The organism is Nocardia sp. NPDC049737 (genome assembly GCF_040674755.1).
Taxonomy (GTDB): Bacteria; Actinomycetota; Actinomycetes; order Mycobacteriales; family Mycobacteriaceae; genus Nocardia.
Window position 1 is genome coordinate 53,582 of the sequence record NZ_JBFANH010000025.1, and the last position, 26,215, is coordinate 79,796.

Sequence of the window (26,215 nt, forward strand, 5' to 3'; positions counted from 1 at the left end):
GGTTCGGCTACGCGCCCGCGAGTATCACGAACGAATGGCCCGGTATCTCCGTCGTGGAAACGCCTTCGGTCACGGGTTCCCACGACAGCAGCGAAAGACCAACGATAGGCACGCTGACCTGCCCTTCGGAGAGATTGCACAGCAAAGTCAGCGGGCCCCGGCGCACCGCGATCCAGCGGGCATGCTCGTCATAGTCAACAGATACACGCGTGAGCCACGGGTCCGTTATTTCGGCCCGCTCACGTCGCAAACCGATCAGCTTTCTATAACAGGACAGTAGCCGTATGTGGCGAGCATGTTCGAGTTCGGACCAATCCAGCTTGGACCGGAGGAAGGTTTCGGGGTCCTGCGGGTCCGGAACCTCGTCACTGTCCCAGCCGTGTTCGGCGAATTCGTTCTTGCGGCCGGTGGCGGTGGCGGCCGCGATCACCGGATCGGTATGCGAGGTGAAGAACTGGAACGGGGTGCGCGCACCCCACTCCTCCCCCATGAACAGCATGGGCGTGTATGCCGAAAACAGCACCAACGCGGCCTTGATCGCCAACTGTCCGTCGCTCAGGTAGGCGCTGGGACGGTCACCGATCGCCCGATTGCCGATCTGATCATGGGTGCAGGTGTAGGCGAGCAACGCGCTCGCCGGGACAAGTCGCGTGTCGATCGGACGGCCGTGGATGCGGCCGCGGAAGCTGGAATACGTTCCGGCGTGGAAGAATCCGCGCGTCAGTGTCTGGGCAAGACAGCGCAGCGAACCGAAATCGGCGTAGTAGCCCTGATGTTCACCGGATACCGCGGTGTGCACCGCGTGATGCAGGTCGTCGTTCCATTGGCCGGTAAGGCCGTAACCACCCGCCGCGCGCGGGGTGATGAGCCGCGGATCGTTGAGGTCGCTCTCCGCGATCAACGTCAGCGGTCTACGCAGATGTGCGGCAAGGGATTCGGTGTCGGTGGCGAGTTCGGCGAGCAGATGGGTGGCGGTGCGATCGACGAGTGCGTGCACGGCATCCAGGCGCAGTGCGTCGATATGGAAATCGCGCAACCAGCGCAAAGCGTTCTCGATTATGAAACGGCGCACCGGGTCCGAGGCAGGGCCATCGAGATTGAGGCTCTGACCCCAGGTATTGCGGCCCTCGGTGAGATAGGGCGCGAAGCGGGGCAGATAGTTGCCGGAAGGGCCGAGATGGTTGTAGACGACATCAAGGGCGACCGCCAAACCCTTTGCATGGCAGGCATTCACGAAGCGCTGCAAACCATCGGGCCCGCCGTAGGGCTCGTGCACCGCATACCAGAGCACGCCATCGTAACCCCAATTGTGGCTGCCGTCGAAGGCATTGACCGGCATCAACTCGACCATGGTGACGCCGAGTTCGACCAGGTGGTCGAGGCGCTCGACGGCGGCGTCGAAGCTGCCCTCGGGGGTGAAGGTGCCCAGATGCAGTTCGTAGATGATCGCACCCGCCAACGGGCGACCGTTCCAGTCCGCATCGGTCCACCCGGCGGGATCGAGGGCGTGCACCGCCGAGCGGCCGTGCACGCCGTCGGGCTGCCGAGCCGAGCGCGGATCGGGCAGGACGGTCGGGTCGTCGTCGAGCAGGTAGCCGTACCGCGTGCCTGGCACGGCGAGCACTTCGGCCCGCCACCAACCGTCGCCGGACCGCGTCATCGGATGCACGGCGCCATCGACCTCGATACGCACCCGTTCCGGTCGCGGGGCCCACACCTCGAACAAGGTCACCGAGCCAGCATCGCATGTCGCCGGTCATGCGGCCCGTCGACATCGGAACGCGCCCTTTCGACCAGCTGACCATTGCCTGCGGCGCGCGGACCCTGACAGAGTGAGTGGATGGGCATCTATAACGATCAGGTCGTGCCGCGACTGGTGAATCTGGTCTGTGGGGCCAAGATGAACAATCCGCAGCGGGAGCGCGCCTGCGCCGGGCTGCACGGGCGCGTGCTGGAAATCGGCTTCGGATCGGGGCTGAATATCCCCTTCTATCCGGCCGCCGTCGAGTCGGTCAGCGCCGTGGAGCCCGCCGACCTCGGCTGGCGCCTGGCGGATAAGCGGCTGACCGGGGCCACCGTGCCGATCGAACGCGCCGGGCTCGACGGTCAGTCGCTGCCCTTCGCAGATAACAGCTTCGACTCCACACTCTCGACCTGGACGATGTGCACCATTCCGGATATCGCGGCCGCGCTGGCCGAGGTGCGCAGGGTGCTCGTCCCGGGCGGGACCCTGCATTTCGTCGAACACGGGCTTGCGCCGGATCCGGGCGTCCAGGCGTGGCAGCACCGGTTGAATCCGATCGAGAAGGCGATCGCGGGCGGATGCAATCTCGATCGCAATATCCGCGGCACCGTCGAGAGCGCGGGATTCGAGATCCGCGAGCTCGACGAGTTCTACGCGGACGGACCCAAATTTCTCGCGGCCCTTTCGCTCGGAGTCGCGATCTCGCCGTAGCCCAGCCATATTGGACCAGTTAGTTCAAAACGTGCTAGCGTCAACCCATGGCACGACCTAAGGCATTCGACGAGGACCGGGCGGTGGACGCGGCCATGCGGGCGTTCTGGTCCGCGGGCTACGAGGGCACCTCAACCCAAGACCTCTGCGATGCAACAGGTTTGGGCCGCAGCAGTATCTACAACACCTTCACCAGTAAGCACGAGCTGTTCGACCGGGCACTGCGGCGGTACATGAATAGCAAGAACGCCTCGATCTTCGAAGTGCTCGACGGCGACCTGCCCGCGCGGGCGAAGATCCAGACGCTATTGCGTCAGACCATCGACGCACCGGCCGACGACCCCGTCGGCTGCCTGGTGGTCAACTCGACGGTCGAGTTGGCACCGCGCGATCCAGCCGTGGCGGCGACATTGCGCGCCGACCTGGAGCGCAGGCTCGACGCACTGACCGCGGTTATCCGGGCAGGTCAGCGGTCCGGCGAGATCGATGCGGGCAAAGATGCTCGCACGCTAGCCCATTTCGTGATCACCACGATCAGCGGTATGCGCGTCGCGGCGCGCGGCGGAGCCGATAAGGACACCCTGGAGGCCATCGCCACAACCGCATTGCGCGTGCTCTGAGACCGACCTCGGCCACCACCAAGATTCACAGGTCTTGCGAGGTGGCCGCCCCATTAGCGCCACCGCTGCAACGGATTCCGTTCGCACGAACATGGGCAAGACCACCGGTGTGTCCGGCACGCCGACGCAAGCGCCGCATTCCTTTGTCAACATTTTGAACTGATCAATCCAAAATAAGAGAGGGTCCCATGCCACTCGCCGTCTACATACTCGGGCTATCGATATTCGCCCAGGGCACCTCGGAGCTGATGCTCTCCGGCCTGCTCACCCAAATGGCCGCCGACCTCGGCGTCTCCATCCCCCAAGCGGGCCTGCTGATCTCGGCATTCGCACTGGGCATGCTGGTGGGCGCGCCAGCGCTAGCCGTAATCACCCTGCGCTGGCCACGCCGCACCGCACTGCTGACCTTCCTCGGGGTGTTCATCGCCGCGCATGTGGTGGCCCGCTGACCCCGGGCTACTGGGTGCTCTTCGGAACCAGGGTGGTCGGCGCATTCGTCTACGCCGGATTCTGGGCGGTCGCCGCGACCACGGCGCTGAGCCTGGTAGCGGAGAACGCGCGCGGTCGGGCAATGAGTATTGTCGCGGGCGGGCTGACCGTGGCCAATATCGTCGGGCTCCCGGCGGGTACGGTGATCGGCCAGCATCTGGGCTGGCGGGCCGCATTCTGGACGGTGGCCGTGCTGTCGGCGCTTGCCATGGCCGGGGTAGCGGCCAAGATTCCCGGCGGACGTCCCGCCGAGGTGCCGAACCTGCGCCGCGAACTGCGAACCATGATCAATCCGCGCCTCTGGCTGTCCTACAGCACAACCGCACTCTCGACCGGCGCGCAATTGGTGACCTTCGCCTACCTCGGCGCACTCCTGTCCCGCACCACCGCAATCGCGGAGAGCTGGATTCCCTTGGTACTCACGCTGTACGGCATCGGCGCGCTGATCGGCATCACCGTCGGCGGCCGGACCGCGGATGCCCATCCGTTCCGCGTACTGACCATCGGCATGATCGGGTTGATCATCATCTCGGCAGTGCTGGCGCTGACCGCGACCATGCCCGCACCGGTCGTAATCCTCGTATTCCTATTGGGCGCCTTCGGATTCGCCACGAATCCGGCACTGAACACCCGAGTATTCGCATTGGCCGGGGCTGCACCCACCCTCGCGACCGCGGTCAACTTCTCCGCATTCAATGTCGGCATCACCATCGGCCCATGGCTCGGCGGCCTGGCCATCGGCAGCGGCCTCGGCTACCCCTCGATCGCCTGGATCGGCGCTGCCCTCGCCGTCGCGGCACTGGCCACCGTCACTTGGGCGGCGGCGCTACACCGCCGGGGCCAGCAAGTCGACACCATCGGACCAGCGGATCGGGCAACGGCCGAGCTTACCGTCTGAAACGCATAACCCCAGGTGGAAATCATCGCCTGAATCGGGCGCGGTCCGCGCGGTGCGGCACGGGCCACCGTTGGTTGGGCGGCCGCGCTACACCGCCGGACCCAGCGGGTCGACACCATCGGACCAGCGGATCGGGCAACGGCCGAGCTTACCGTCTGAAACGCATAACCCCAGGTGGAAGTCATCGCCTGAATCGGGCGCGGTCCGCGTGGTGCGGCACGGGCCACCGTTGGTTGGGCGGCCGCGCTACACCGCCGGACCCAGCGGGTCGAGACGGTCAACCCGGTGGATTGCGCCATAATCAGGCTCACGGTCTGAATACGCACCATCGCAATGCTTCTCGATCGGACCCCGCCGACAGTGAATATCGCGCGGACTGCTCGTCGCCGCAACTGCCCGAACCCGTGCGCGGGTTCGGGCAGTTAAGCGTTTCGCCCGGTCCCGGTGGACTACTCGTACCCGCGCACCGTCTTCGCGTCCCGCCCAGATTCGCGCCGAAAACACGCACGGATCTCCGAAATGCGGCGGCCGCTGGCGGCCGCGCCGATGCTGCGGACGGTGCGGCCGTCGAGGAGGGGCGGCACCGTCGAGGAGGGGCGGCACCGTCGAGAAGGGGCGGCACCGTCGAGAAGGGGCGGCCGCCACACGAAACGTGCGCGTAGCCGCCGCAATCGCCGACGCTACCGATTCAGACGAACTGCGTCAGCCCGCGAGGCAGCCCGGACCGAGTAAGGCCTTCAGGTCGCCCATCAGGGCCGAGGACGGTGAAACCCGCAGGCTGTCATCCAATTTCCACAGTGACGTGTTGTCGCGTGCGCCCACGTGGCGGACGTGGACGTCCGCAGTGCCCGGATGCCTGGACAGGATGCGCTTGAGTTCGCCGATCTTGTCCTGTGTGCACAGGCGCGTCGGCATGACAACCGCCAGCGGCTTGGCCACACCGATAGAGGAGAGGTCGGGGACGGCGAGATCATTGGCGATCAAGGAGATTCGGTCATCACGTACCGATACTCTGGCCTTCACCAGCACGACCGCGTCCTCCACCACATCCGCGCCGTACACCGAATAGGCCTGCGGGAAGAACAAGACCTCGATACCACCGGTCAGATCCTCGATCTGCGCCGAGGCCCAGGCCAGGCCGTTCTTATTGATGCGGCGGTTGACCGAGGCGAGGATGCCGCCGATGGTCACCTGGGCGCCATCCTTGATATCGCCCTCGAGAATGGCGGGAATAGCCGTATCCGCCTGTGCCGCAAGCACATGTTCGACGCCGTTGAGTGGATGTCCGGACACGTACAGGCCGAGCATTTCCCGCTCGAGCGCCAGTTTGTGCTTGGTCTCCCACTCGTCATCGGGCACCTTGACGTTGAAGATCGAGGCCACCGATTCGTCGCCGTCATCGAGCCCGCCGAACAGATCGAACTGGCCGATCGCCTCGGCCTTCTTGGTGGACATCACCGCATCGATGGCATCGGAGTGCACCAACAGCAGGCCCTTGCGCGGATGTCCGAGCGAATCGAATCCGCCTGCCTTGATGAGGGATTCGGTGACCTTCTTGGTGCAGGCGATGGCATCGATCTTGTTCAGATAGTCCGAGAAATCGGTGAACTTCGACTTCTCCTTGCGCGCCTGGATGATCGAGGAGACAACATTGGCGCCGACATTCCGCACCGCGCCGAGGCCGAAGCGGATGTCCTTACCCACCGAGGCGAAGTTCATCTCGGATTCGTTGACATCCGGCGGCAGCACGGTGATGCCGAGGCGGCGGCAATCGGACAGGTAGACCGCGGCCTTGTCCTTATCGTCGCCGACGGAGGTGAGCAGGGCCGCCATATATTCGGCGGGATAGTTCGCCTTGAGATATGCGGTCCAGTATGAGATCAGGCCGTAGGCGGCGGCGTGCGATTTGTTGAACGCGTAACCGGCGAACGGAAGGATGGTGTCCCACAGCGCCTTGATGGCCGCCTTGGAATATCCGTTGGCCTGCATGCCCTCCTCGAAGCCCTCGAACTCCGCGGCCAGCACCTCGGCCTTCTTCTTACCCATCGCGCGGCGCAGAATATCTGCTCGACCGAGCGAATAGCCGGCCACTTTCTGCGCGACATGCATGATCTGCTCTTGGTAGACGATCAGGCCGTAGGTCTCACCCAGGATCTCCTTGAGCGGCTCCTCCAGCTCCGGATGGATCGGCTTGACTTCCTGCCGATCGTTCTTGCGGTCGGCGTAGTCGTTGTGCGCGTTCATGCCCATCGGGCCGGGGCGATACAGCGCGCCGACGGCCACGATGTCCTCGAATGCGGTCGGCTGCATGCGGCGCAGCAGATCGCGCATGGGTCCACCATCGAGCTGGAATACGCCGAGAGTTTCGCCGCGGGAAAGCAATTCGTAGGTGCGCGCATCGTCGAGCGGCAACCGGTCCATATCCAAGTCGATGCCGCGGTTGGCCTGGATATTCTCCAGCGCGTCGCCGATCACCGTCAGGTTGCGCAGACCGAGGAAGTCCATCTTCAGCAGGCCGATGGCCTCACACGACGGATAGTCCCAGCCGGTGATGAGCGCACCGTCCTGGGGGCGTTTCCAGACCGGGATCGCGTCGGTGAGCGGATCACAGGACATGATGACCGCGCAAGCGTGCACACCCGCATTGCGGATCAGGCCCTCGAGGCCGCGCGCTGTTTCGTAGATCTTGGCGACATCGGGATTGCTCGCGATGAGTTCGCGAACCTCGGCGGCCTCCTTGTACCGCTCGTGTTCCGGATCGGTGATACCGGATACCGAGATGTCCTTGGCCATGATCGGCGGCGGCAGCGCCTTGGTGATCTGGTCGGCGATGGCGAAGCCGGGCTGACCGAACAGCACACGCGCCGAGTCCTTGATGGCGGCCTTGGTCTTGATGGTGCCGAACGTGATGACCTGGGCGACGCGGTCGGTGCCCCATTTCTCACTCGCGTAGCGGACCATCTCACCGCGGCGGCGATCGTCGAAGTCGATATCGATATCAGGCATCGACACACGCTCGGGATTGAGGAAGCGCTCGAAGAGCAGACCGTGCGGAATCGGGTCGATATTGGTGATACCGAGCGCATAGGCGACCAGCGAACCGGCCGCGGAACCACGGCCGGGACCGACGCGGATGCCGACCTCGCGAGCGTGATTGATCAGGTCACCGACGACGAGGAAGTAGGCCGGGAAGCCCATCTCCAGGATGACGCCGATCTCGTACTGGGCGCGGTCCAGATATTCCTGGGGCGCGCCGTCCGGGAAGCGTCGCCGCAGTCCGAGGTCGACCTCGCGGCGCAGCCAGCTGGCCTGGTCGTGGCCATCGGGCACCGGGAAGATCGGCATCCGGTCGCGGTGCTGCCACACCTCGTCATAGGGCTGCACCCGCTCGGCGATCAGCAGGGTGGAATCGCAGGCGCCGGGCACCTCCATATCCCAGATCGCCCGCATCTCCTCCGCGGACTTCAGGTAGTAGCCGTCGCCGTCGAACTTGAAACGCGTTGGGTCGCTGAGTGTTTTACCGGTCTGGATGCACAGCAGCGCCTCGTGGTTGGTCGAGGCGTCCTTGGTGACGTAGTGGCAGTCATTGGTGGCCAGCGGCCGGATCCCGAGTTTCTTGCCGACCTCGAGCAGCCCCTCGCGGACCCGGCGCTCGATGGACAGGCCGTGGTCCATGATCTCGAGGAAGAAATTGTCCGGTCCGAAGATCTCCTGCCATTTGGCCGCCGCCTCCAGGGCCTCGCGGTCGTGGCCGAGGCGCAGCCGGGTCTGCACCTCACCCGACGGGCAGCCGGTGGTGGCGATGATGCCCGCGGCGTGCTCGGCGATGATCTCCTCGTCCATGCGCGCCCACTTGCCGAGCTGACCTTCCAAGGAGGCGAGTGAGGACAGCTTGAACAGGTTGTGCAGGCCGGTCGCGTTCTCCGCGACCATGGTCATATGGGTGTAGGCGCCGGAACCGGAGACGTCGTCGCCCTTCTGGCTGGGATCACCCCATTGCACACGCTTGGTGTCGAATCGAGAACCCGGTGCGATATAGGCCTCGATGCCGATGATCGGCTTGATATCGGCCTTCTTGGCGGAGTTGTAGAACTCCGAGGCCCCGTACATATTGCCGTGGTCGGTCATCCCGACCGCGTTCATTCCCAGCCGTTTCGCCTCGGCGAAGAGCGGAGAGATTTTGGCCGCACCATCGAGCATGGAGTACTCGGTGTGGTTGTGCAGGTGAACGAACGATCCGGACGAGGCGGCCAAGACGGTCCTTCCTCCCAAGGTCTCGACGGGGGTTGGTGTAGCGATTCTAGGGGTCCCCACCGACGAGTTCGGCTTCCCGCGCCGGGCTGTCGCAGGTGCCCGGCGTGTCGGTGGTGAAGATCACCGGCGAGTCTCGCGACCCACTATGCGGCTGTCCGATTTCCGCGACAGTGGGGTGGTCCGCGGATCGCTCGACACTACGCGAGCCATCGATCAAGCGCGCTTGCGCCAGACGAATTTCAAACCGGACCAATCGTTGTCGAGCGCGGCCACCTTCACATCCACGACGCCGATGGGCAACAGCAGTTCGCGCAGATCGTTCTCGGCGATATCGCTGACGTGCCCGCCCGCCTTGCGCGGCCAGGCGATCCACAGCATCGCCCCTTTGGCCAGCCGGGCGGCGAGATCCGATGCCTCGTCGGCGAGTTCGGCATGGGTGCGGTAGAAGGCGAGCACCACCTCGGCCCGATCCGGCTGATCGGCGGCGATTTCCACTTCGGGCGGAAGCTCCGGGATCCGCCAGCCCGGCGCGGCATGCAGGAGCACCACTCGGTGGCCGGCCTTGATGCCGAGTTTCTTGGCCAAAGGGGTTCCGGAGTAGCCCGCCGTCATGGCACGACTGTATGCCGATGGGATTGCCTGGTGGACCTGTGCGTCAGTTCGGACTAGAGGGCGCGCATCGCTCGGCGCGGTCGTCGGCCCCGATCCGCGCGGTCGACCACGCACTCACCGCGGGCAGCGCCATAATCGGGCGATGGTATGGCAGCGGCAGAACCGGACAGCGGGGGTGCTGTGACCACCGCCGTTGTCGCGGTCGGTACGGCATGCGTGCTGATCGTCGGCGCGCTACTGGTGTGGTCTCGGACGCGCAGGGTGGTGACCACACCGGCCGAGCGGGCGGTCTACTCGGCGCTGCACACCGCATCGCTGGCCGCGCGGCCGCTGCGCCAGGGGCTCAACGATCGCTCCGCGCAGGAGGCCGCACCGCATCTTCGGATACTCACCGGAGCCGACGCGTTGGGGGTGGCCGACGCGGACGGCACATTGCTGGCTTGGGACGGGCCGCATTCGGATCTGGCCGAGCCCTTCGCCGATGCGGCCAGGCGGGCGGTGGCGACCGAGCGCCCGGTGCTGGTGTCAGGACCGGGTCGCGGCGAACATGCCGGGCGGACGCTGATCGCGCAGCCGCTGCTCATCGAAAACGCCGGGGTGGCAGGTGCTTTGGGGGTGGTAACCACCGGAAAGCCGGAACCAGGACGCCTGGGGGCGGTCGCCGAGGTGGCGCGATATGCCTGCGGACAGCTGGAATTGGCGGAATTGGACGCCTCGCGCGCCCGACTCGATCGGGCCGAGGTGCGCGCGTTGCGGGCCCAGATCAGTCCGCATTTCATCTACAACGCGCTCAATACCGTCGCGTCATTTGTGCGTACCGATCCCGATCGGGCGCGCGAGCTGATCCTGGAGTTCGCCGACTTCACGCGATATTCCTTCCGTGCCGCGGGCGAATTCACGGTGCTCTCGGACGAACTACGCAATATCGAGCGGTATCTGGCGCTGGAGCGCGCTCGGTTCGGTGATGCTTTGCAGGTGCGGTTGCAGATCGCACCGGAAGTGCTCGGCGTCGTACTGCCGTTCCTGGCGCTGCAACCATTGGTGGAGAACGCGGTTCGGCACGGCTTGGCCGGGGCGACACGCGGCGGCACGGTGACCATTGTCGCGGCCGATGCCGGTACCGACTGCGTGATCAGCGTCGAGGACGACGGCATCGGGATGGATCCGGATCTGTTGCGCTCCGGTGCCCTCGACGCCATCGAAACCGGAACCGGCCCGGCGGGCTCCCGCGAATCCGCCCACGTGGGCCTGGCCAATGTCGACGACCGCTTACGTGCCGCCTTCGGCAATGACTACGGTTTGATCGTGGAGACGGCCCCTGGCGCGGGCACCAAGGTCAGCCTCCGCGTACCCAAATTCCGCGCGGGCATCCAGGCCTGACCACAGGTCACTTCGCACGGCGCACGACTGCGCGCCGCCACGACTGCGCGGTCTCACGGCCGCACTGACGAAGGCGCGCGTGGACCCGGTCCGATTCAGCCCTGGTCCAGGTATCCGGGCCGACTATGGAGGGGCTCCGCTTACCATGGAACGATTGTGACTCGGACCACCGACCACTCGGCCGCCGCACTGCGTGTGCTCGCCGTGGACGACGAGAAGCCCGCTCTGGATGAGCTGGTGTATTTGCTGCGCGCGCAGTCGGGGGTCGGTGACATCCACAGCGCGAGCGATGCGACAAGTGCGCTGCGGCTGATGCGGGCGCATCCGATCGATGCCGTCTTCCTCGATATCAATATGCCCGGGCTGGATGGCATGGAATTGGCGGGCATCCTGTCCGAGTTCGCGAACCCTCCCGCGGTGGTGTTCGTGACGGCGCACGATGATCAGGCGATCGCGGCCTTCGATCTGGGAGCGGTGGACTATCTACTCAAACCGCTGCGGGAGGCGCGGTTGACCGAGGCGGTGCGCCGGATCGTCACGGCGCGCGCGGCACCGGCCCCGGCGATCGCGGAACCGCGTGCCGACCCCAATGAAGTGATTCCGGTGGAATTGGGCGGAGTCACCACGCTCGTGCACCGATCGAGCGTGAGCTGGGTGGAGGCGGAGGGCGATTACGCCCGACTGCACACCAGTCGGGGATCCCATCTGGTGCGGATTCCATTGTCGGCGTTGGAATCCCGGTGGGAGAACGCGGGATTCCTGCGGGTGCACCGATCTTATCTGGTGGCGCTGCGGTTGGTGACCGGGCTGCGCTCGGTCGGCACCGGAACGGTGGTCCGGCTGCGGGCCGACGGCAAAGCCGCGGCGGTGGAATTGCCGGTGAGCCGTCGGCAGGTGCGGGAGCTGAAGCAGCGGCTGGTGCACGGCCCGCGACAGCAGTGGACGAATCCGTGACCACTGCCCAGCCGCGTCCGCCCAGACAGCGCGTCGTGCTCGCCGAACGCCGCGGCGCGCGACGCGTGCGGACCCGCACGGAAGTGGTCGAGCAGACCGAGATCGGCGAGGCGCTGATCGGCGGTCTGATTCGCGCGCAATTGGGGTTGGCGGTGCGCGTCGGGTTGGTCATGGTGCTCGTATTGTGTTCGCTTCCGGTACTTTTCCGGCTCGGGTCGGTGGGATCTTTTGTGCTGCTCGGGGTTCGGCTGCCGTGGCTGCTGCTCGGTATCGCCGTCTATCCGGTGCTGTACGGCGTCGGGCGGCTCTATGTCCGTCTCGCCGAACGCAATGAGCAGGACTTCCTGGAATTGGCCGAGGACTGACCTGATGTTTCGCGCCGCGACAACACTCGCGCACCGCCGCTCGGCCGAGCGCCCATGCGCCACGACATGTCGAATGGGCGGCAACTCGGTCGGCGGCGAGGAAAGGGGTCGTGCCGCATCACGGCCCGCCGCCCGCCAGCACTGCCGACCGGATGCCGGAACGGATCGGGGCATGGCGTGAACACGGCGACGGCCCCAGCGCTCACGGTGCTCGCACTACTGTTCGCCGCCCTCACCACGGTAGCGATCGGCGTCTACGGTGTTCGGTTGGCGCGCACCACCTCCGACTTCCTCGTCGCCTCACGCAGCGTCGGGCCGCGCTGGAATGCGGCCGCCATCTCCGGCGAATACCTCTCGGCCGCTTCATTTCTCGGTGTCGCGGGACTGATCGCGAAATACGGCGCGGACGCGCTCTGGTATCCGGTCGGGTTCACCGCCGGATATCTCGGTCTACTGCTGTTCGTGGCGGCACCACTGCGCCGATCGGGCGCGTACACGGTGCCCGATTTCGCGGAGTTCCGGCTCGGCTCGCTTCGGCTGCGCAGACTGGCAGCGGTCGTGGTGGTGCTGGTCTGCGGTGTATATCTCATTCCGCAGTTCCAGGGCGCCGGGCTCACGCTGCACATCCTGCTGAATGTGCCGAAATGGGTCGGCGCGGTAGCGGTGGGCGCGATCATCATCGCGAATGTAGCCGGTGGCGGCATGCGATCGATCACGCTGGTACAGGCCTTCCAGTACTGGCTGAAACTGACCGCCGTGGCAATCCCGGCGCTGGTGCTGCTCGGACATTTTCTGGCCGAGGATCGCGAACTCGGCACACCCGCTCCCCCGGTGGTCACCGAACGCACCACGGTTGATGTCAGCACCGGCGTGGTGGTGCGGGTCGGCGCGCCGCAACAGGTTTCGATCACCGGGACGCTCGACGATCGCAAGGTGGACGGCCCGGCCCTACTCACACCCGGCACACACGAACTGGCGGCGGGCACCGAACTGACCCTGGAGGCGGGCTCGGCCGTGCCGGTGGTGGCCGGAGCGCCGACGGACGGTGCGGCCTGGCTGGCGCCCGGCGGCGGATTCGGCGGCACCCATCCCACCTACCAGGTGTATTCGCTGATCATCGCCACTTTCCTGGGCACGATGGGGCTTCCGCACGTGCTGGTGCGGTTCTATACGAATCCCGATGGTCGCGCGGCGCGCACCACCGCACTCGCGGTGATCGGCCTGGTCGGGGTGTTCTACCTCTTCCCCATTCTGCTGGGGGTTTTCGCGCGGCTGTACGTGCCGCAATTGCTTATCACCGGAACCTCCGACGCCGCAGTCGTGCTGCTGCCCGGATCAGTGCTGGCTGGCCTGCCGGGACAACTGCTGGCGGCACTTGCCGCGGCAGGTGCGATCGCGGCGTTCCTTTCCACCTCGTCCGGACTGCTGGTCAGCATCGCGGGTGTGCTCAGTACGGATATGCTGCGCGGCCGGATTCGCGATTTTCGGGCCGCCGCCGTATTCGCCGGTGCTGTGCCCCTTGGTGTTTCGATCATGGTGGTGTCGCTGGATCTGTCCCGCACGGTCGCGCTCGCCTTTTCGGTGGCTGCCTCGACGCTGTGTCCGCTGCTGGTGCTCGGCATCTGGTGGCGTGGTCTGACGGCCAAGGGCGCGGCCACCGGACTGATCGCGGGCGGTCTGGCGGCGGGCGGCGCGACGGCGGTTTCGGTGACCGGCGGCATCTCCGACGAACTCGCGAACGGCTGGCTCGCTGCTGTTCTCGGCTATCCGGCGGCGCTCAGCGTACCGCTGGCATTCGCGTCGATGATCCTGGTCAGCGTGCTGACGCGGGGGCAGAATGCCCGCACGGTGGGACGCATCTTCGTCCGGATGCACGCACCAGAGCGGCTCGGCATGGGCGCGGACCGCGAGCGTGCCATCGGGCTGAGCCGCTGACCGTTCGTCGCGGCCAGCCGACCGTTCACCGCACAAACCAACGCCTTCACAGAGTGATCCACGCCACATCGTGAATCCCGCACGAGCGTCCCTTTATGGTCGGCGGGTAGTAAGCCACGTCACACGCTAGGACCCTGCGATGACCAGTATCGACCTCGACAAAGATGGCACGCCTCCGCGGCGCACGCCGACCGCGGAGGATTTCACCGCCGTCCAGTCGAGTCCCCAGTTCCAGGAATTGCGAAGCCGGTTGCGCCGCTTCATCTTTCCGATGACCGCACTGTTCCTGGTCTGGTACCTGAGCTTTGTGCTGCTCGGCGCCTACGCGCACGACTTCATGGCCACCCAGGTCATCGGCGATATCAACCTCGGCCTGCTACTCGGCCTCGGGCAATTCGTCTCGACGTTCGTAATCACCTGGCTGTATGTCCGGTTCGCCAATAAGGAACTGGATCCGCGCGCCGCGTCGATCCGCAACTATCTCGAGGGAGACCAGGCGTGAGGACGCAATATCTGTCGGCCGCGGAAACGGTCGGCAATCCCGCCGCGAATATCGCCATTTTCGGCCTGTTCGTGGCGATCACGATGGTCGTGGTGATCCGGGCCAGCCGCAATAACCGCACCGCCGCCGACTACTTCACCGGCGGTCGCGGCTTCTCCGGCCCGCAGAACGGCATCGCCATCGCGGGCGATTACCTTTCCGCCGCAAGCTTTCTCGGCATCGCGGGCGCCATCGCGGTATACGGCTACGACGGGTTCCTGTACTCGATCGGCTTCCTGGTGGCCTGGTTGGTCGCACTCCTGCTGGTCGCCGAAATGCTCAGGAACACCGGCAAATTCACCATGGCTGATGTGCTGAGCTTCCGACTGAAGGAAGGGCCGGTCCGCACCGCCGCCGCACTGACCACGCTCGCGGTTTCGCTGTTCTATCTGCTGGCGCAGATGGCGGGCGCGGGCGGTCTGGTCGCGCTGCTGCTCGATATCTCGGATAAGACCGGACAGAGCATCGTCATTGCCGTCGTCGGTGTGCTGATGATCGTGTACGTCCTGGTCGGCGGCATGAAGGGCACCACATGGGTGCAGATCATCAAGGCGGTGCTGCTCATTACCGGCGCGGCGCTGATGACGGTAATGGTATTCGCCAAATTCGGCTTCAACTTCTCCGACATCCTCGGCTCGGCACAGGACGCGGTGCACGGCTCGAAGACCAAGGGCGTGGCCGCCCGTGACGTGCTCGCCCCCGGTGCCCAATACGGTGGCAGCGCGACCTCCAAGCTGAACTTTGTCTCCCTCGGCCTGGCGCTGGTGCTCGGCACCGCGGGTCTACCGCATGTGCTCATGCGCTTCTACACCGTGCCGACCGCGAAAGAGGCACGGCGCTCGGTGGTTTGGGCGATCGGCCTGATCGGCGCGTTCTACCTGTTCACCCTGGTGCTCGGTTACGGTGCGGCCGCGATAGTCGGACCGGATCGCATTCTCGCCGCGGCGGGCGGGCAGAATTCGGCGGCGCCGCTACTTGCCTTCGAACTCGGCGGCGTAATCCTGCTCGGCATTATCTCCGCGGTCGCCTTCGCCACCATCCTCGCGGTCGTCGCGGGCTTGACCATCACCGCATCGGCGTCGTTCGCGCACGATATCTACGCGAGCGTGATCAAGAAGGGGCAGGTCGACGAGAACAAGCAGGTCAGGGTTTCCCGGATCACCGCGGTGGTGATCGGTGCGCTGGCCATCGGCCTCGGCATCCTGGCCAACGGTCAGAACATCGCCTTCCTGGTGGCGCTGGCCTTCGCGGTCGCGGCGGCGGCGAATCTGCCGACCATCGTGTTCTCGCTGTTCTGGAAGCGGTTCAACACCACCGGTGCCCTGTTCAGCATGTACGGCGGCCTGATCTCGACGATTGTGCTGATCGTGTTCTCACCCGCGGTATCCGGGACGAAGACCTCGATGATTCCGGGTTCGGATTTTGATTGGTTCCCGCTATCGAATCCCGGAATCGTTTCCATCCCACTGGCTTTCGCACTCGGCGTGGTCGGCACCTTCCTCGGCGGGCGCAAGCCGGAGGATCCGGCGAAACAGGCCGAGATGGAGGTTCGCTCGCTCACCGGTGTCGGCGCGGAAAAGGCGATCGTGCACTGACCGCATCCGAGGTGAGCCTGCCGCCCTTGTTGTTTCGAGAGGATTGATCGACGTTGACCAGTGCAACCACCGACCCGACCACCTACCCGCCGGATGCGGCATTCGCCGCGAGCGCCAATGCCGATGCGGCACTGTACGATCGCGCCGCCGCCGATCGGCTGGATTTCTGGGCCGAACAGGCTCGGCGGTTGCACTGGCATCAGCCGTGGACGCAGATCCTCGACTGGAGCGACGCGCCTGTCGCGAAATGGTTCGTCGACGGCAAACTCAATGTCGCCTACAACTGCGTGGACCGGCACGTACTCGACGGGTTCGGCGATCAAGTGGCCATCCACTGGGAGGGCGAACCGGGTGACTCTCGCGATATCACCTACGCCGAGCTGCTCGCCGAAGTATCCCGGGCGGCAAACTATTTCACCGAGCTCGGGCTGCGGGCCGGCGATCGAGTCGCCATCTATATGCCGATGGTGCCGGAGGCGATCGTCGCCATGCTGACCTGCGCCCGGCTCGGGCTCACCCATTCGGTGGTATTCGCCGGATTCTCGCCGACCGCCTTGCGCCAGCGGGTCGACGACGCCGGGGCCCGATTGGTGATCACCACCGACGGGCAGTGGCGGCGCGGAACCGCCGCACCTCTCAAGGCCGCTGTCGACGAGGCGCTGGCCGATGGCGAGCACACCGTTGAGCACGTACTCGTGGTGCGCCGCACCAACATCGAGGTGCCGTGGACCGATCGCCGCGATCTGTGGTGGCACGACACCGTCACCGACGCCTCCCCCGATCACGAGGCGCAGACCTTCGACGCCGAACATCCGCTGTTCATCCTCTACACCTCCGGCACCACCGGAAAACCCAAGGGCATCCTGCACACCAGCGGCGGATATCTCACCCAGGCCGCCTACACCCACCACAACGTCTTCGATCACCGAGCGGGACAGGACGTCTACTGGTGCACAGCCGATATCGGCTGGGTCACCGGCCACAGCTATATCGTCTACGGTCCGCTCGCCAATCGCGCGACCCAGGTCGTCTACGAGGGCACCCCCAACTCCCCCGATGAGCACCGGCATTTCGAGATCATCGAAAAGTATGGCGTCACCATCTATTACACCGCCCCCACTCTGGTGCGGACCTTCATGAAGTGGGGTCGCGAGATTCCGGATGCGCACGACCTGACCTCGCTGCGGCTGCTCGGCAGCGTCGGCGAACCGATCAATCCGGAAGCGTGGCGCTGGTACCGAGACATATTGGGCGGCAATAGAACTCCGATTGTGGACACCTGGTGGCAGACCGAGACCGGTGCCATCATGATCTCCCCGCTGCCCGGTGTGACGGCGGCCAAACCGGGCGCGGCCATGACCCCGCTACCCGGTATCTCCGCGAAGATCGTCGACGATGACGGGGCCGAACTCGAGCACGGCCGCTCCGGACTGTTGGTGCTGGACCAGCCGTGGCCCTCGATGCTGCGCGGTATCTGGGGTGATATGGACCGGTTCCGCGAGACCTACTGGGAACGATTCGCCGACCGCGGTTGGTACTTCGCCGGTGACGGCGCCAAACTCGACGACGATGGCGACCTCTGGGTGCTCGGCCGCGTCGACGACGTCATGAATGTCTCCGGTCACCGGATCTCCACCGCCGAGGTCGAATCCGCGCTCGTCGGACATGCGTCGATCGCGGAGGCCGCGGTGGTCGGCGCGAACGATGCGACCACCGGACAAGCCATCGTCGCCTTCGTCATTCTCACCGCGGGCGCGCACGATTCCGGCGATGCGCTGATCGGTGAGCTGAAAGCCGCTGTCTCCCGGGAGATCAGCCCGATTGCCCGACCGAGGGAGATTCATATCGTCCCGGAACTTCCGAAAACCCGTAGCGGCAAGATCATGCGCCGCCTGCTCCGCGATATCGCAGAGGGTCGAGAACTCGGCGATACGTCGACCCTCGTCGATCCGAAGGTCTTCGAGGCCATCGCCCGCGGATAGGCGCCGCCCCCCAGCGGCGGACCCGGCCACCACGTCGATGAGGGGGACCGGGTCCGCCGCTCCACGTCAGAGCGCCGGACCGCTACTGCGGATGTCGGCGTTGAACCGCTCGCCGGGTCTGCCACGTAGACAGATCGAACCGCGGCGCTGGCCTCGGGCCGGATGCGGCGGTCATCGTCAACGGCGAAACGGTAACGGTGAACAAGGCATCTGACCGACCTCTGGCTCACCTCAGCGCTGTGGTTCTTCCAGCACAACGGCATCGCCTTCTGATCGGAGTCCGATATGAACAACGATGATCTCGTCCTCGACCGCCGCCGCGTCGTGGTCGCGGGAGCAGGTGCGGCAGCCGCCGTGGCCGCCCTCACCGCATGCACCACCTACGGCAAGAACGACGCACCCGCGGCCGCACCCCCCAAGGCCGCCGCCGGATCGACCGGACCGAATGTCGCCGTCGGACAGCCGAATGCCATCGCCTCGACCTCCGAGGTGCCGATCGGCGGCGGTGTGATCAAGGGCGATGTGGTGGTGACCCAGCCGAATGCCGGATCCTTCGTCGGCCTGTCCTCGACCTGCACACATGCCGGTTGCAAGGTCGCGACGGTCTCCGGCGGCACCATCAACTGTGCCTGCCACGGCAGCAAATTCGGTCTCGACGGCTCGATCGTCAACGGCCCGGCTACCCAGCCGCTCGCCCCGAAATCCGTTCACGTCGAGGGTGACTCGATCATCCTGGGATAACCAGCGCACTACCCGCCGCGCGGCACACCGGCCGCGCGGCCTACCCCCACGAACGCTCAGGCCCCGCCGAACAATTCGGCCATCCGCCGGTCCATCTCATCCGGCGGCACATCCTCGACGTGCGTGGCTACGGTCCACCGGTGGCCCCACGGATCCTCGAACGCACCACTGCGATCGCCGTAGAACTGGGTGGTCATTGGGGTGAGTTCCTTGGCGCCCGCGGCCAGGGCGGCGCTGAAGGCGGCATCGGCGTCCTCGACATAGACGTAGAGGTTGACCGGCGTGCCGCCAACCGTCTTCGGGTCGAGGAAATCCATATCCGGAGCCGGATCGCCGACCATGATGAGCGAATTACCGAAGGTGAGTTCGCAGTGCGCGATCTTGCCGTCCGGTCCGGGCATGCGCATCCGCTCCGATGCGCCGAAAATATTCTTGTAGAAGTCGATGGCGGCAGCGGCTCCATCGATTGCCAATCCCGGCGAGACCACCGGATAACCCTCGGGGATCGGTTTCACATCGGACATGAGTTACCTCCGATCGAGGCGTTTGTCGGACAGGTGCGAGCCTATTCCTCACCCGGGCACGACATGCCTGATCGGCGCAAACCGCTACGGAGTCATTCGTTCCAGGTGACCTGCGTATTGATCGTCTGCTGCAGCAAGCTCGCGCTGCGCGGATCGCGGTAGGCCTGATGTCCGCCGACAGTGATCGAGCCCGCGACCGGCAGCGGCAGACCGAGATCGACGGTGATCGTGCCCGAGCCCTGCATGACGTAGTCCTTGATATCGAGGGTGCCCGCATTATTGGGCAGCGGCCACACCTGCGACTTCGGTTTCTGGGTCACCTCGAGTTCGATGGTCAGCCGGTCGCCTTCGCGTTTGGTCAGTGTTGCGGTGGTCACCTGATCCAGTGCGACACCGCCGTCGACCTCCTGACGCACCGTCCACACCGCACCCTCACCGACCGGTTGGTCGGGAAAGGCGATCGAGCGGTATACCGCCTGGTAGAAGGCCTGTTCCAAGGCGGCGCGGGCGGTATTGGAGGTGTCCGGTGCCGGGGCCAGCCGCAGCGCGGTGATCGCGCCGAGTTCGCTCATATCGAATCCGGCGTGCGAACCGTCGGCGGCGGTGAGCGCCTTGGCCAGCGACGGGTCCGGGCTGGAGATGGTGCCGAGAGTCAGCTCGACACCGTCACTATCGGTCTGCGCCGTCATCGGAATCGTCAGCGCGGGCGAGGAGAAATCACTCGGCGGCTGATCATTGATCTGCTGCTCGATGTGATGGTCGGTGCGCAGCGTCACCTGCTGCACCGTGCCCGCCGGATAGCCGGGACGCAGCAGCGACCGCGGCTCCTCCCCCGCAGAGACGACGGTGGCGACCGCCGCCGAAATCGGCACGGTCACTTCCTTGCCGATGCCGACCGGCTCGGTGCTGTCGGACTCGACGCGCGAATCGGCACCGTCACTGCAGCCGACACCGAACGCGGACAATCCGACCGCGAGCACCATCAGCAGCACACCCGAGCGCGCGATTCGGGGTACGTAGGGCGAAGACAACACCGTCACGAGCATCAGAGTACGACCGCTTCCTGAGTGTCAGCTGGGACATGCAGGTGACCGCGTGCGTAGCGCGAATCGTTACTCGAGAGATGATGGTCGGCGTGAGTGACGACCGGCCGCCCGAGGACAACTCCGTCGATAACGCGGTACCCCCCAGCGACGACGCAGAAATTCCGACCCCGACCGCCGAACCGGGGAAGCCCGCCGCACCGCTGCGGCTACGCACGCTGCTGATCATCGCCGCGGTATTGCTCGGCCTGGACCTGCTCACCAAGACCATTGTCGTGGCCGAGCTGACCCCGGGCGATCCGGTGCCGATCATCGGCGATTTCGCGCGGTTGTCACTGGTACGCAACCCGGGCGCGGCCTTCTCGATGGCCACCGGCATGACCTGGCTGCTGACCCTGGTCGCCGCGGCCGTGGTGATCGGCGTGATCCGGATCGGGCGCACGCTGCGCTCGCTGTGGTGGGCGATCGGGCTCGGCATGGTGCTCGGCGGTGCGCTCGGTAATCTGGTCGACCGGTTGTTCCGTGCGCCCGGACCGCTACAGGGACATGTGGTGGACTTCATCGCCGTCGGCTGGTGGCCGGTATTCAATCTGGCCGACTCCTCGATCGTGTGCGGTGCGATCCTGCTGGTGGTGCTGACGGTCTTCGGCTTCGAACCCGATGGCACACGCGCCGGACACGGTCACACCGAAGAGACCGCCGCCGAAACCACCACGGAGCCGGACGAGCCATCCGGCAACGACGCCAACGGTGCGGCCAACAGCAAGGGAAATGCGGCGTGAGCGAGCGAACCATGTCACAGCGGGCTTCGATCATGCCGGAACCGAGCGCCAGCGAGGTGCAGGCATGAGGGAAACCCGAAGCATGCCGGTACCCGACGGACTCGACGGCATGCGCGTGGACGCCGGACTGTCCCGACTGCTCGGGCTGTCCCGCACCGCCGTCGCCGCGCTGGCCGAGGAGGGTTCGGTGCAACTCGACGGCGTCGCCGCGGGCAAATCCGATCGGCTGGTGGCGGGGGCCTGGCTGGAGGTCGCATTCCCGGAACCGAAGCGGGAACTCACCATCGAGCCCGAGCCGGTCGAGGGTATGAAGATCCTCTACGCCGACGATGACATCGTCGCGGTCGACAAGCCGGTCGGCGTCGCGGCGCACACCGGCGTCGGTTGGACCGGGCCGACGGTGGTCGGCGGACTGGCCGCGGCGGGCTATCGCATCTCGACCTCGGGCGCGCATGAGCGGCAGGGCATTGTGCACCGCCTCGATGTCGGCACTTCCGGAGTCATGGTCGTCGCACAGTCCGAACACGCGTACACCGTGATGAAGCGGGCATTCAAGCAGCGCACCATCGATAAGCGCTATCACGCACTGGTACAGGGACATCCGGATCCGAGCAGCGGCACCATCGATGCGCCGATCGGCCGGGCCCGCGGCGATGCCTGGAAGTTCGCGGTCACCGCGGACGGACGCCCGAGCATTACCCACTACGACACCGTCGAGGCGTTCCAGGCGGCCAGCCTGCTCGATATTCATCTGGAAACCGGGCGCACCCACCAGATCCGGGTGCATTTCTCCGCGATCCGCCATCCCTGCTGTGGTGATCTCACCTATGGTGCGGATCCGCGACTGGCGGAGCGGCTGGGGCTGGAGCGGCAGTGGCTGCATGCGCGTTCGCTGGGGTTCAACCATCCGGCCGATGGCCGGTATATGGAGATCACCAGCGAGTATCCGGCTGACCTGAAGAACGCCCTCGACGTGTTGCGCAATGCCTGAAACATTGCGCCGCATTGCCATCGCCGTCGCAGCCGTCGGTTTCGCGGTGCTGATCGTGGTGCTCGGCGTACTCGATCCCCCACGACCGACCGGCATTTCGACCGACCGGCTCGGCCCGGAACGGGGCGAGCACGTCGCGGATTATGTTGCGCGGGCACAGGATTCGCTGTCCGGTTCGGATACCGAGGAGCACTGGGCGCTGGTCTCCTTCACCGAACCCCTTACCCCCGACCAGATTCCGGCACACAGTGGCGGCCTGCGTATTGCCGCGGCAAGCCACCATGTGTCGATCCCGCGGGTGAACACCCCGATCGTCACGGTGCAACTGCCTGCGGGAAATGCGGTAGCGGTGGCGTCCGCCGACAATGCCGCCTGGCAACTGCTGGCACAGCACGCGGCCGGCGAACGCACCGACCGCATCAATGCGGTGTCGGCGGCTCGGCTGCGCGCCGGGTGCGCATGCACCGTCGGTCTCGTAGTCCGCGGATCGCTGCCCGAACTCCGAAATCTGGCGGCCCAGAACGGAATCCGCGCCGTACACGCCCTACCCGCCGATGCGGTCGCGACCAGTTTCGCCATTGTTCCGTTACTGCCGGAGTACGAGGACATCGCACTGCCCGGTACCGATGACGGCCCCCTCCCGGATCAGTAACCGTCAGCGAGGCCGTGGTCCCGGCGCGCAGCATTCCGCGCCGGACTGGTCAATCCGGCAGTGCCACAACACCATCCAGGTACCGCCTGCAGCGGCCGATGAGCAGCACCCGATCGCCCGCGAGTTCACAGCGCAGCCTGCCACCGCGCCGGGACAGCTGGCGGGCGCTGAGTTCGGTCCGGCCGAATTCGCGGCTCCACAGCGGAACCAGCTGTGCGTGCGCCGATCCGGTGACCGGATCCTCGGCCACACCGAGGTCCGGACCGAAGACCCGAGAGACGAAGTCCACGGTATCGCCCGGCGCGGTGATCACCGCATCGAAGGCCAGCGGTGGGAAGGCCGCGAAATTCGGCCGCGCCTCGCGCACTTCGCGTTCGGAACCCACCACGACCACCTCGTCGAATCCGGAGAAGGCGCGCACCGCACGGACGCCGAGCGCATCCACCAGCGCCGGATCGGGCGTGACCTCCTCGGATTCCAGCGCGGGTAGGTCGAGTACGTATTCGTCGTCATCGGTGCGGTCGACGTGTAGCCAGCCGCTGCGAGTGAAGAAGCTCACCCGGTCCTCGCCGGGATGGATGTCCTCGAGAATCTGCGCGGCCGTCGCCATGGTGGCGTGGCCGCACATATCGACCTCCTTGGTCGGGGTGAACCAGCGCAGGTGCACAGCGGGCCACTCTCCGGGGGGATCACCCGCCTCGACTGGTAATTGCGAGGTATAGAAGGCGGTCTCGGCGAGGTTGTTCTCCTCGGCCAGATGTTGCAACAGCTCGTCCGACAACCATGCCGACAGCGGCATGACCGCGGCCGGGTTGCCCGAGAACGGTGCGTCGGCGAACGCGTCGATCTGGTGCAGCAAAACCTCCATAGTCGAGAAGGTACTCCAACCCTGAATGATCGCTTCGCACAAGGTATCTCGCGGCGCGGCGGGTCAGCCGTCCAGTTGTTCAGGCGCCCCCGCCCGGTGAACTCGGGAGTAGCGTGTGCTTGTCCCCCTGAACTGCGGCGGCGATCCACCAGGCGGCTTCGACGAGCACGATGCCGACCGCGCCGCAGATGAACGCCGCGGTGGTGAGCTCGATATTCGAGGGGTCGAGTTTGAAGAAATGCCTGGTGAACGGGATTGTGAACAACAGCACATAGGCGAGGACCGAGGCGCCGATGAGCACCACCTTCCACCACACATACGGCCTGGCCACGATGGCCAGCACCCACACCGCGATCATGATCAGGGTGATCAGCGCGGTGGTGCCCGCCTGCTCCTTCTGCTCGAAGGTGGCATGCGGACCCGCATAGGCGATCAGATACGCGACAAAGGTGGCGACGCCGATCACCACACCGGAGGGAATCGCCAAACGCATGACGCGCGAGACGAATCCGGAGCGGGCGCGTTCGTTGTTCGGAGCCAGCGAGAGGATGAAGGCCGGAATCCCGATGGTGAACCAGGCCGCGATCGTGACATGCCTCGGCAGGAACGGATATCCGATCGGATCGTAGTCGAAGATCTGCGAACCGACTCCGGCGATGCCGACCAGGAAGGCGAGCAGCACTGAGTACACGGTCTTGGTGAGAAACAGATTCGAGACCCGCTCGATATTGCCGATCACCCGGCGCCCCTCGCCGACCACATACGGCAGTGTGGCGAATTTGTTGTCCAACAACACGATCTGGGCTACCGCGCGGGTGGCCGGACTGCCCGACCCCATAGCCACACCGATATCGGAATCCTTCAGCGCCAGTACATCGTTCACACCGTCACCGGTCATGGCGACGGTGTGGCCACGAGATTGCAAGGCGCTCACCATGGCTCGCTTCTGGTCCGGGCGCACCCGACCGAAGGTGGTCTCGCGCTCGAGCACATCGGCGAGTGCGGCACGGTCCTCGGGCAACTCGCGAGCGTCGACCGCGTGATCGCCGCCACGCAGATCCAGTGACGATGCCACCGCGCCGACCGACACGGCGTTGTCGCCGGAGATCACCTTGATCGAAACCTGCTGGCTGGCAAAGTAATCGAGGGTTTCGCGGGCATCGGGGCGCACCTTCTGCTCGAGCACGACCAGGGCCGCGGGGTCGACAGCGCCCGGTGCGTCGGCGGCGTCGACCGGACGGTCACTGCGAGCGAGCAGCAGAATGCGCAGGCCCGAGGAACCGAGTTCCTCTGCGACACGGGCATCTTCGGACCTCGGGTCGAGCAGCACATCGGGCGCGCCGAGCAGCCAGTCGCCGTGCTCGCCGTAGGAGAACCCGCTCCACTTCTTCGCCGAGGAGAACGGTGCGACCGCGGTGTGGTGCCAATTCGGCTTATCGGCGAGCTCCTCCCCGATGGCCTGCACGCTCGCATTCGGGCGCGGATCGTCGGCGGCCATGGCGGCCAGAGCCTGTCGGACCTCGGCGTCGTCGAATGTGCCGAGCGTCTTGATATCCGACAGGCGCATTCCGTTCTCGGTGAGCGTGCCGGTCTTATCCGCGCACACCACATCGACGCGGGCCAGCCCCTCGATAGCGGGCAATTCCTGCACCAGACATTTGCGCCTGCCGAGTCGCACCACGCCGACCGCGAAGGCGACCGAGGTCATCAGGACAAGGCCCTCGGGCACCATCGGCACCAGCGCCGCGACCATGCCGGTGACCGCCGGCCGCCAGGACTCCTTACTGGAGAACAACTGGTTGTAGATACTCAGCAGCCCCGCCGGGATCAACAGATAGGTGATGACCTTGAGGATGGTGTCGATACCGCTGCGCAATTCGGACTTGACCAGCGTGAACTTACTCGCCTCTTCGGCCAGCGTGGCAGCGTAGGCGTCCCGGCCGACCTTCGTCGCACGGTAGGCGCCGGAACCCGAGACGACGTAACTGCCCGACATCACCGACGCGCCGATCTGCTTATCCACCGGATCGGCCTCACCGGTGAGCAGGGATTCGTCGACCTCGAGCAGTGCGGACTCCTCGACCGTACCGTCGACGACGATCTGGTCGCCGGGTCCGAGCTCGATCAGATCGTCGAGGACGACCTCCTTCGGCGCCACCTCGAGCGACTGTCCGTCCCGGCGCACGGTCGGCTTGGCCTGGCTGACAATGGCCAACTGGTCCAGGGTGCGCTTGGCGCGGACCTCCTGAATGATGCCGACCGCGCTGTTGGCGATGATCAGCAGACCGAACATCCCGTCGATAATCGAGCCGGTCGCCAGCACCAGGATGAACAGCACACCGAGGATGGCATTGATCCGGGTGAAAACATTGGCACGGACGATGTCGCGTACGGATCGGCTCGCCCGGTCCGGCACATCATTGGTCAGCCCGTCGCGGCGACGTTGCTCGACCTCCGCCGCGGTCAGCCCGGTGACGGCCGTATGGGGCACGGTAATCGACATGACCGCCAGGCTACCGAGAACTACCGTCGGT

General features: G+C 65.7%; 22 protein-coding genes. 15 read left to right on the top strand and 7 right to left on the bottom strand.

Features of this window, described 5'->3' with window-relative positions; all coding sequences use genetic code 11:
* Positions 1–7: 7 nt before the first annotated feature.
* Positions 8–1,732 carry a malto-oligosyltrehalose trehalohydrolase gene (gene treZ, locus AB0J47_RS29510; RefSeq protein WP_364353137.1) on the bottom strand — a complete coding sequence of 575 codons (1,725 nt, stop codon included), beginning with the start codon at positions 1,730–1,732 and terminating at the stop codon, positions 8–10.
* Between the two features lie 108 nt (positions 1,733–1,840).
* On the opposite strand from treZ, the gene AB0J47_RS29515 reads away from it, so the two are divergent.
* The 4 genes from AB0J47_RS29515 (at position 1,841) to AB0J47_RS29530 (ending at position 4,462) form a co-directional block, all read left to right on the top strand.
* On the top strand, positions 1,841–2,455 hold the full coding sequence (locus tag AB0J47_RS29515) for a class I SAM-dependent methyltransferase (RefSeq protein ID WP_364353140.1): 615 nt from the start codon (positions 1,841–1,843) through the stop codon (positions 2,453–2,455).
* A gap of 47 nt (positions 2,456–2,502) precedes the next feature.
* Positions 2,503–3,075: a TetR/AcrR family transcriptional regulator gene (locus AB0J47_RS29520; RefSeq protein ID WP_364353143.1), complete on the top strand. Its 573-nt coding sequence runs from the start codon at positions 2,503–2,505 to the stop codon at positions 3,073–3,075.
* Between the two features lie 188 nt (positions 3,076–3,263).
* Positions 3,264–3,524, top strand: a complete 261-nt coding sequence (locus AB0J47_RS29525; protein WP_364353146.1) for an MFS transporter — start codon at positions 3,264–3,266, stop codon at positions 3,522–3,524.
* Positions 3,525–3,538: 14 nt separating this feature from the next.
* A complete protein-coding gene (locus AB0J47_RS29530) occupies positions 3,539–4,462 on the top strand; it encodes an MFS transporter (protein ID WP_364353150.1) in 924 nt (307 codons plus the stop codon).
* Between the two features lie 702 nt (positions 4,463–5,164).
* Here AB0J47_RS29530 and dnaE read toward each other — a convergent pair.
* Positions 5,165–8,716: a DNA polymerase III subunit alpha gene (gene dnaE / locus AB0J47_RS29535; protein ID WP_364353153.1), complete on the bottom strand. Its 3,552-nt coding sequence runs from the start codon at positions 8,714–8,716 to the stop codon at positions 5,165–5,167.
* A gap of 213 nt (positions 8,717–8,929) precedes the next feature.
* Positions 8,930–9,328, bottom strand: a complete 399-nt coding sequence (locus AB0J47_RS29540; protein WP_364353156.1) for a DUF3052 family protein — start codon at positions 9,326–9,328, stop codon at positions 8,930–8,932.
* 147 nt (positions 9,329–9,475) lie between these two features.
* Here AB0J47_RS29540 and AB0J47_RS29545 point away from each other — a divergent pair, with 147 nt between their 5' ends.
* The 8 genes from AB0J47_RS29545 (at position 9,476) to AB0J47_RS29580 (ending at position 18,821) form a co-directional block, all read left to right on the top strand.
* Positions 9,476–10,708 (top strand): histidine kinase, encoded by a 1,233-nt coding sequence (locus AB0J47_RS29545; RefSeq protein WP_364353159.1) that lies wholly within the window; start codon positions 9,476–9,478, stop codon positions 10,706–10,708.
* 156 nt (positions 10,709–10,864) lie between these two features.
* Positions 10,865–11,662, top strand: a complete 798-nt coding sequence (locus AB0J47_RS29550) for a LytTR family DNA-binding domain-containing protein (protein WP_364353162.1) — start codon at positions 10,865–10,867, stop codon at positions 11,660–11,662.
* On the top strand, positions 11,659–12,027 hold the full coding sequence (locus AB0J47_RS29555; RefSeq protein ID WP_364353165.1) for a hypothetical protein: 369 nt from the start codon (positions 11,659–11,661) through the stop codon (positions 12,025–12,027). Before AB0J47_RS29550 ends, AB0J47_RS29555 begins: the two co-directional genes overlap by 4 nt.
* A 177-nt stretch (positions 12,028–12,204) precedes the next feature.
* Positions 12,205–13,962: a cation acetate symporter gene (locus tag AB0J47_RS29560; RefSeq protein WP_364353168.1), complete on the top strand. Its 1,758-nt coding sequence runs from the start codon at positions 12,205–12,207 to the stop codon at positions 13,960–13,962.
* A gap of 139 nt (positions 13,963–14,101) precedes the next feature.
* On the top strand, positions 14,102–14,464 hold the full coding sequence (locus tag AB0J47_RS29565) for a DUF485 domain-containing protein (protein WP_364353171.1): 363 nt from the start codon (positions 14,102–14,104) through the stop codon (positions 14,462–14,464).
* A complete protein-coding gene (locus AB0J47_RS29570; protein ID WP_364353174.1) occupies positions 14,461–16,098 on the top strand; it encodes a cation acetate symporter in 1,638 nt (545 codons plus the stop codon). Before AB0J47_RS29565 ends, AB0J47_RS29570 begins: the two co-directional genes overlap by 4 nt.
* Positions 16,099–16,151: 53 nt before the next feature.
* Positions 16,152–18,080, top strand: a complete 1,929-nt coding sequence (acs, locus tag AB0J47_RS29575) for an acetate--CoA ligase (protein ID WP_364353177.1) — start codon at positions 16,152–16,154, stop codon at positions 18,078–18,080.
* Positions 18,081–18,365: 285 nt separating this feature from the next.
* Positions 18,366–18,821 (top strand): Rieske (2Fe-2S) protein, encoded by a 456-nt coding sequence (locus AB0J47_RS29580; RefSeq protein ID WP_364353180.1) that lies wholly within the window; start codon positions 18,366–18,368, stop codon positions 18,819–18,821.
* A 56-nt stretch (positions 18,822–18,877) separates the two neighbouring features.
* Here the strand turns inward: AB0J47_RS29580 and AB0J47_RS29585 are convergent, their stop codons facing one another.
* Positions 18,878–19,345 (bottom strand): VOC family protein, encoded by a 468-nt coding sequence (locus tag AB0J47_RS29585; protein WP_357474891.1) that lies wholly within the window; start codon positions 19,343–19,345, stop codon positions 18,878–18,880.
* Between the two features lie 92 nt (positions 19,346–19,437).
* Complete coding sequence (locus AB0J47_RS29590; protein ID WP_364353183.1) at positions 19,438–20,391, bottom strand: hypothetical protein; 954 nt, start codon at positions 20,389–20,391, stop codon at positions 19,438–19,440.
* 77 nt (positions 20,392–20,468) lie between these two features.
* Between AB0J47_RS29590 and lspA the strand changes: the two genes are divergently transcribed.
* The 3 genes from lspA to AB0J47_RS29605 all read left to right on the top strand — a co-directional run bounded on the left by lspA (position 20,469) and on the right by AB0J47_RS29605 (position 22,813).
* The gene (gene lspA / locus AB0J47_RS29595; protein ID WP_364353359.1) at positions 20,469–21,170 is read left to right on the top strand and encodes a signal peptidase II; all 702 of its coding nucleotides are present in this window, start codon (positions 20,469–20,471) and stop codon (positions 21,168–21,170) included.
* A 64-nt stretch (positions 21,171–21,234) separates the two neighbouring features.
* Entirely contained in the window at positions 21,235–22,161 is a 927-nt protein-coding gene (locus AB0J47_RS29600) for an RluA family pseudouridine synthase (RefSeq protein WP_364353186.1), read from the top strand.
* Positions 22,154–22,813 (top strand): hypothetical protein, encoded by a 660-nt coding sequence (locus AB0J47_RS29605; RefSeq protein WP_364353189.1) that lies wholly within the window; start codon positions 22,154–22,156, stop codon positions 22,811–22,813. Before AB0J47_RS29600 ends, AB0J47_RS29605 begins: the two co-directional genes overlap by 8 nt.
* 49 nt (positions 22,814–22,862) lie before the next feature.
* Here the strand turns inward: AB0J47_RS29605 and AB0J47_RS29610 are convergent, their stop codons facing one another.
* Positions 22,863–23,681, bottom strand: coding sequence for a PhzF family phenazine biosynthesis protein (locus AB0J47_RS29610; RefSeq protein ID WP_364353192.1), 819 nt, complete (start codon positions 23,679–23,681; stop codon positions 22,863–22,865).
* Positions 23,682–23,760: 79 nt separating this feature from the next.
* Positions 23,761–26,184, bottom strand: coding sequence for an HAD-IC family P-type ATPase (locus tag AB0J47_RS29615; protein ID WP_364353195.1), 2,424 nt, complete (start codon positions 26,182–26,184; stop codon positions 23,761–23,763).
* Positions 26,185–26,215: the final 31 nt, after the last annotated feature.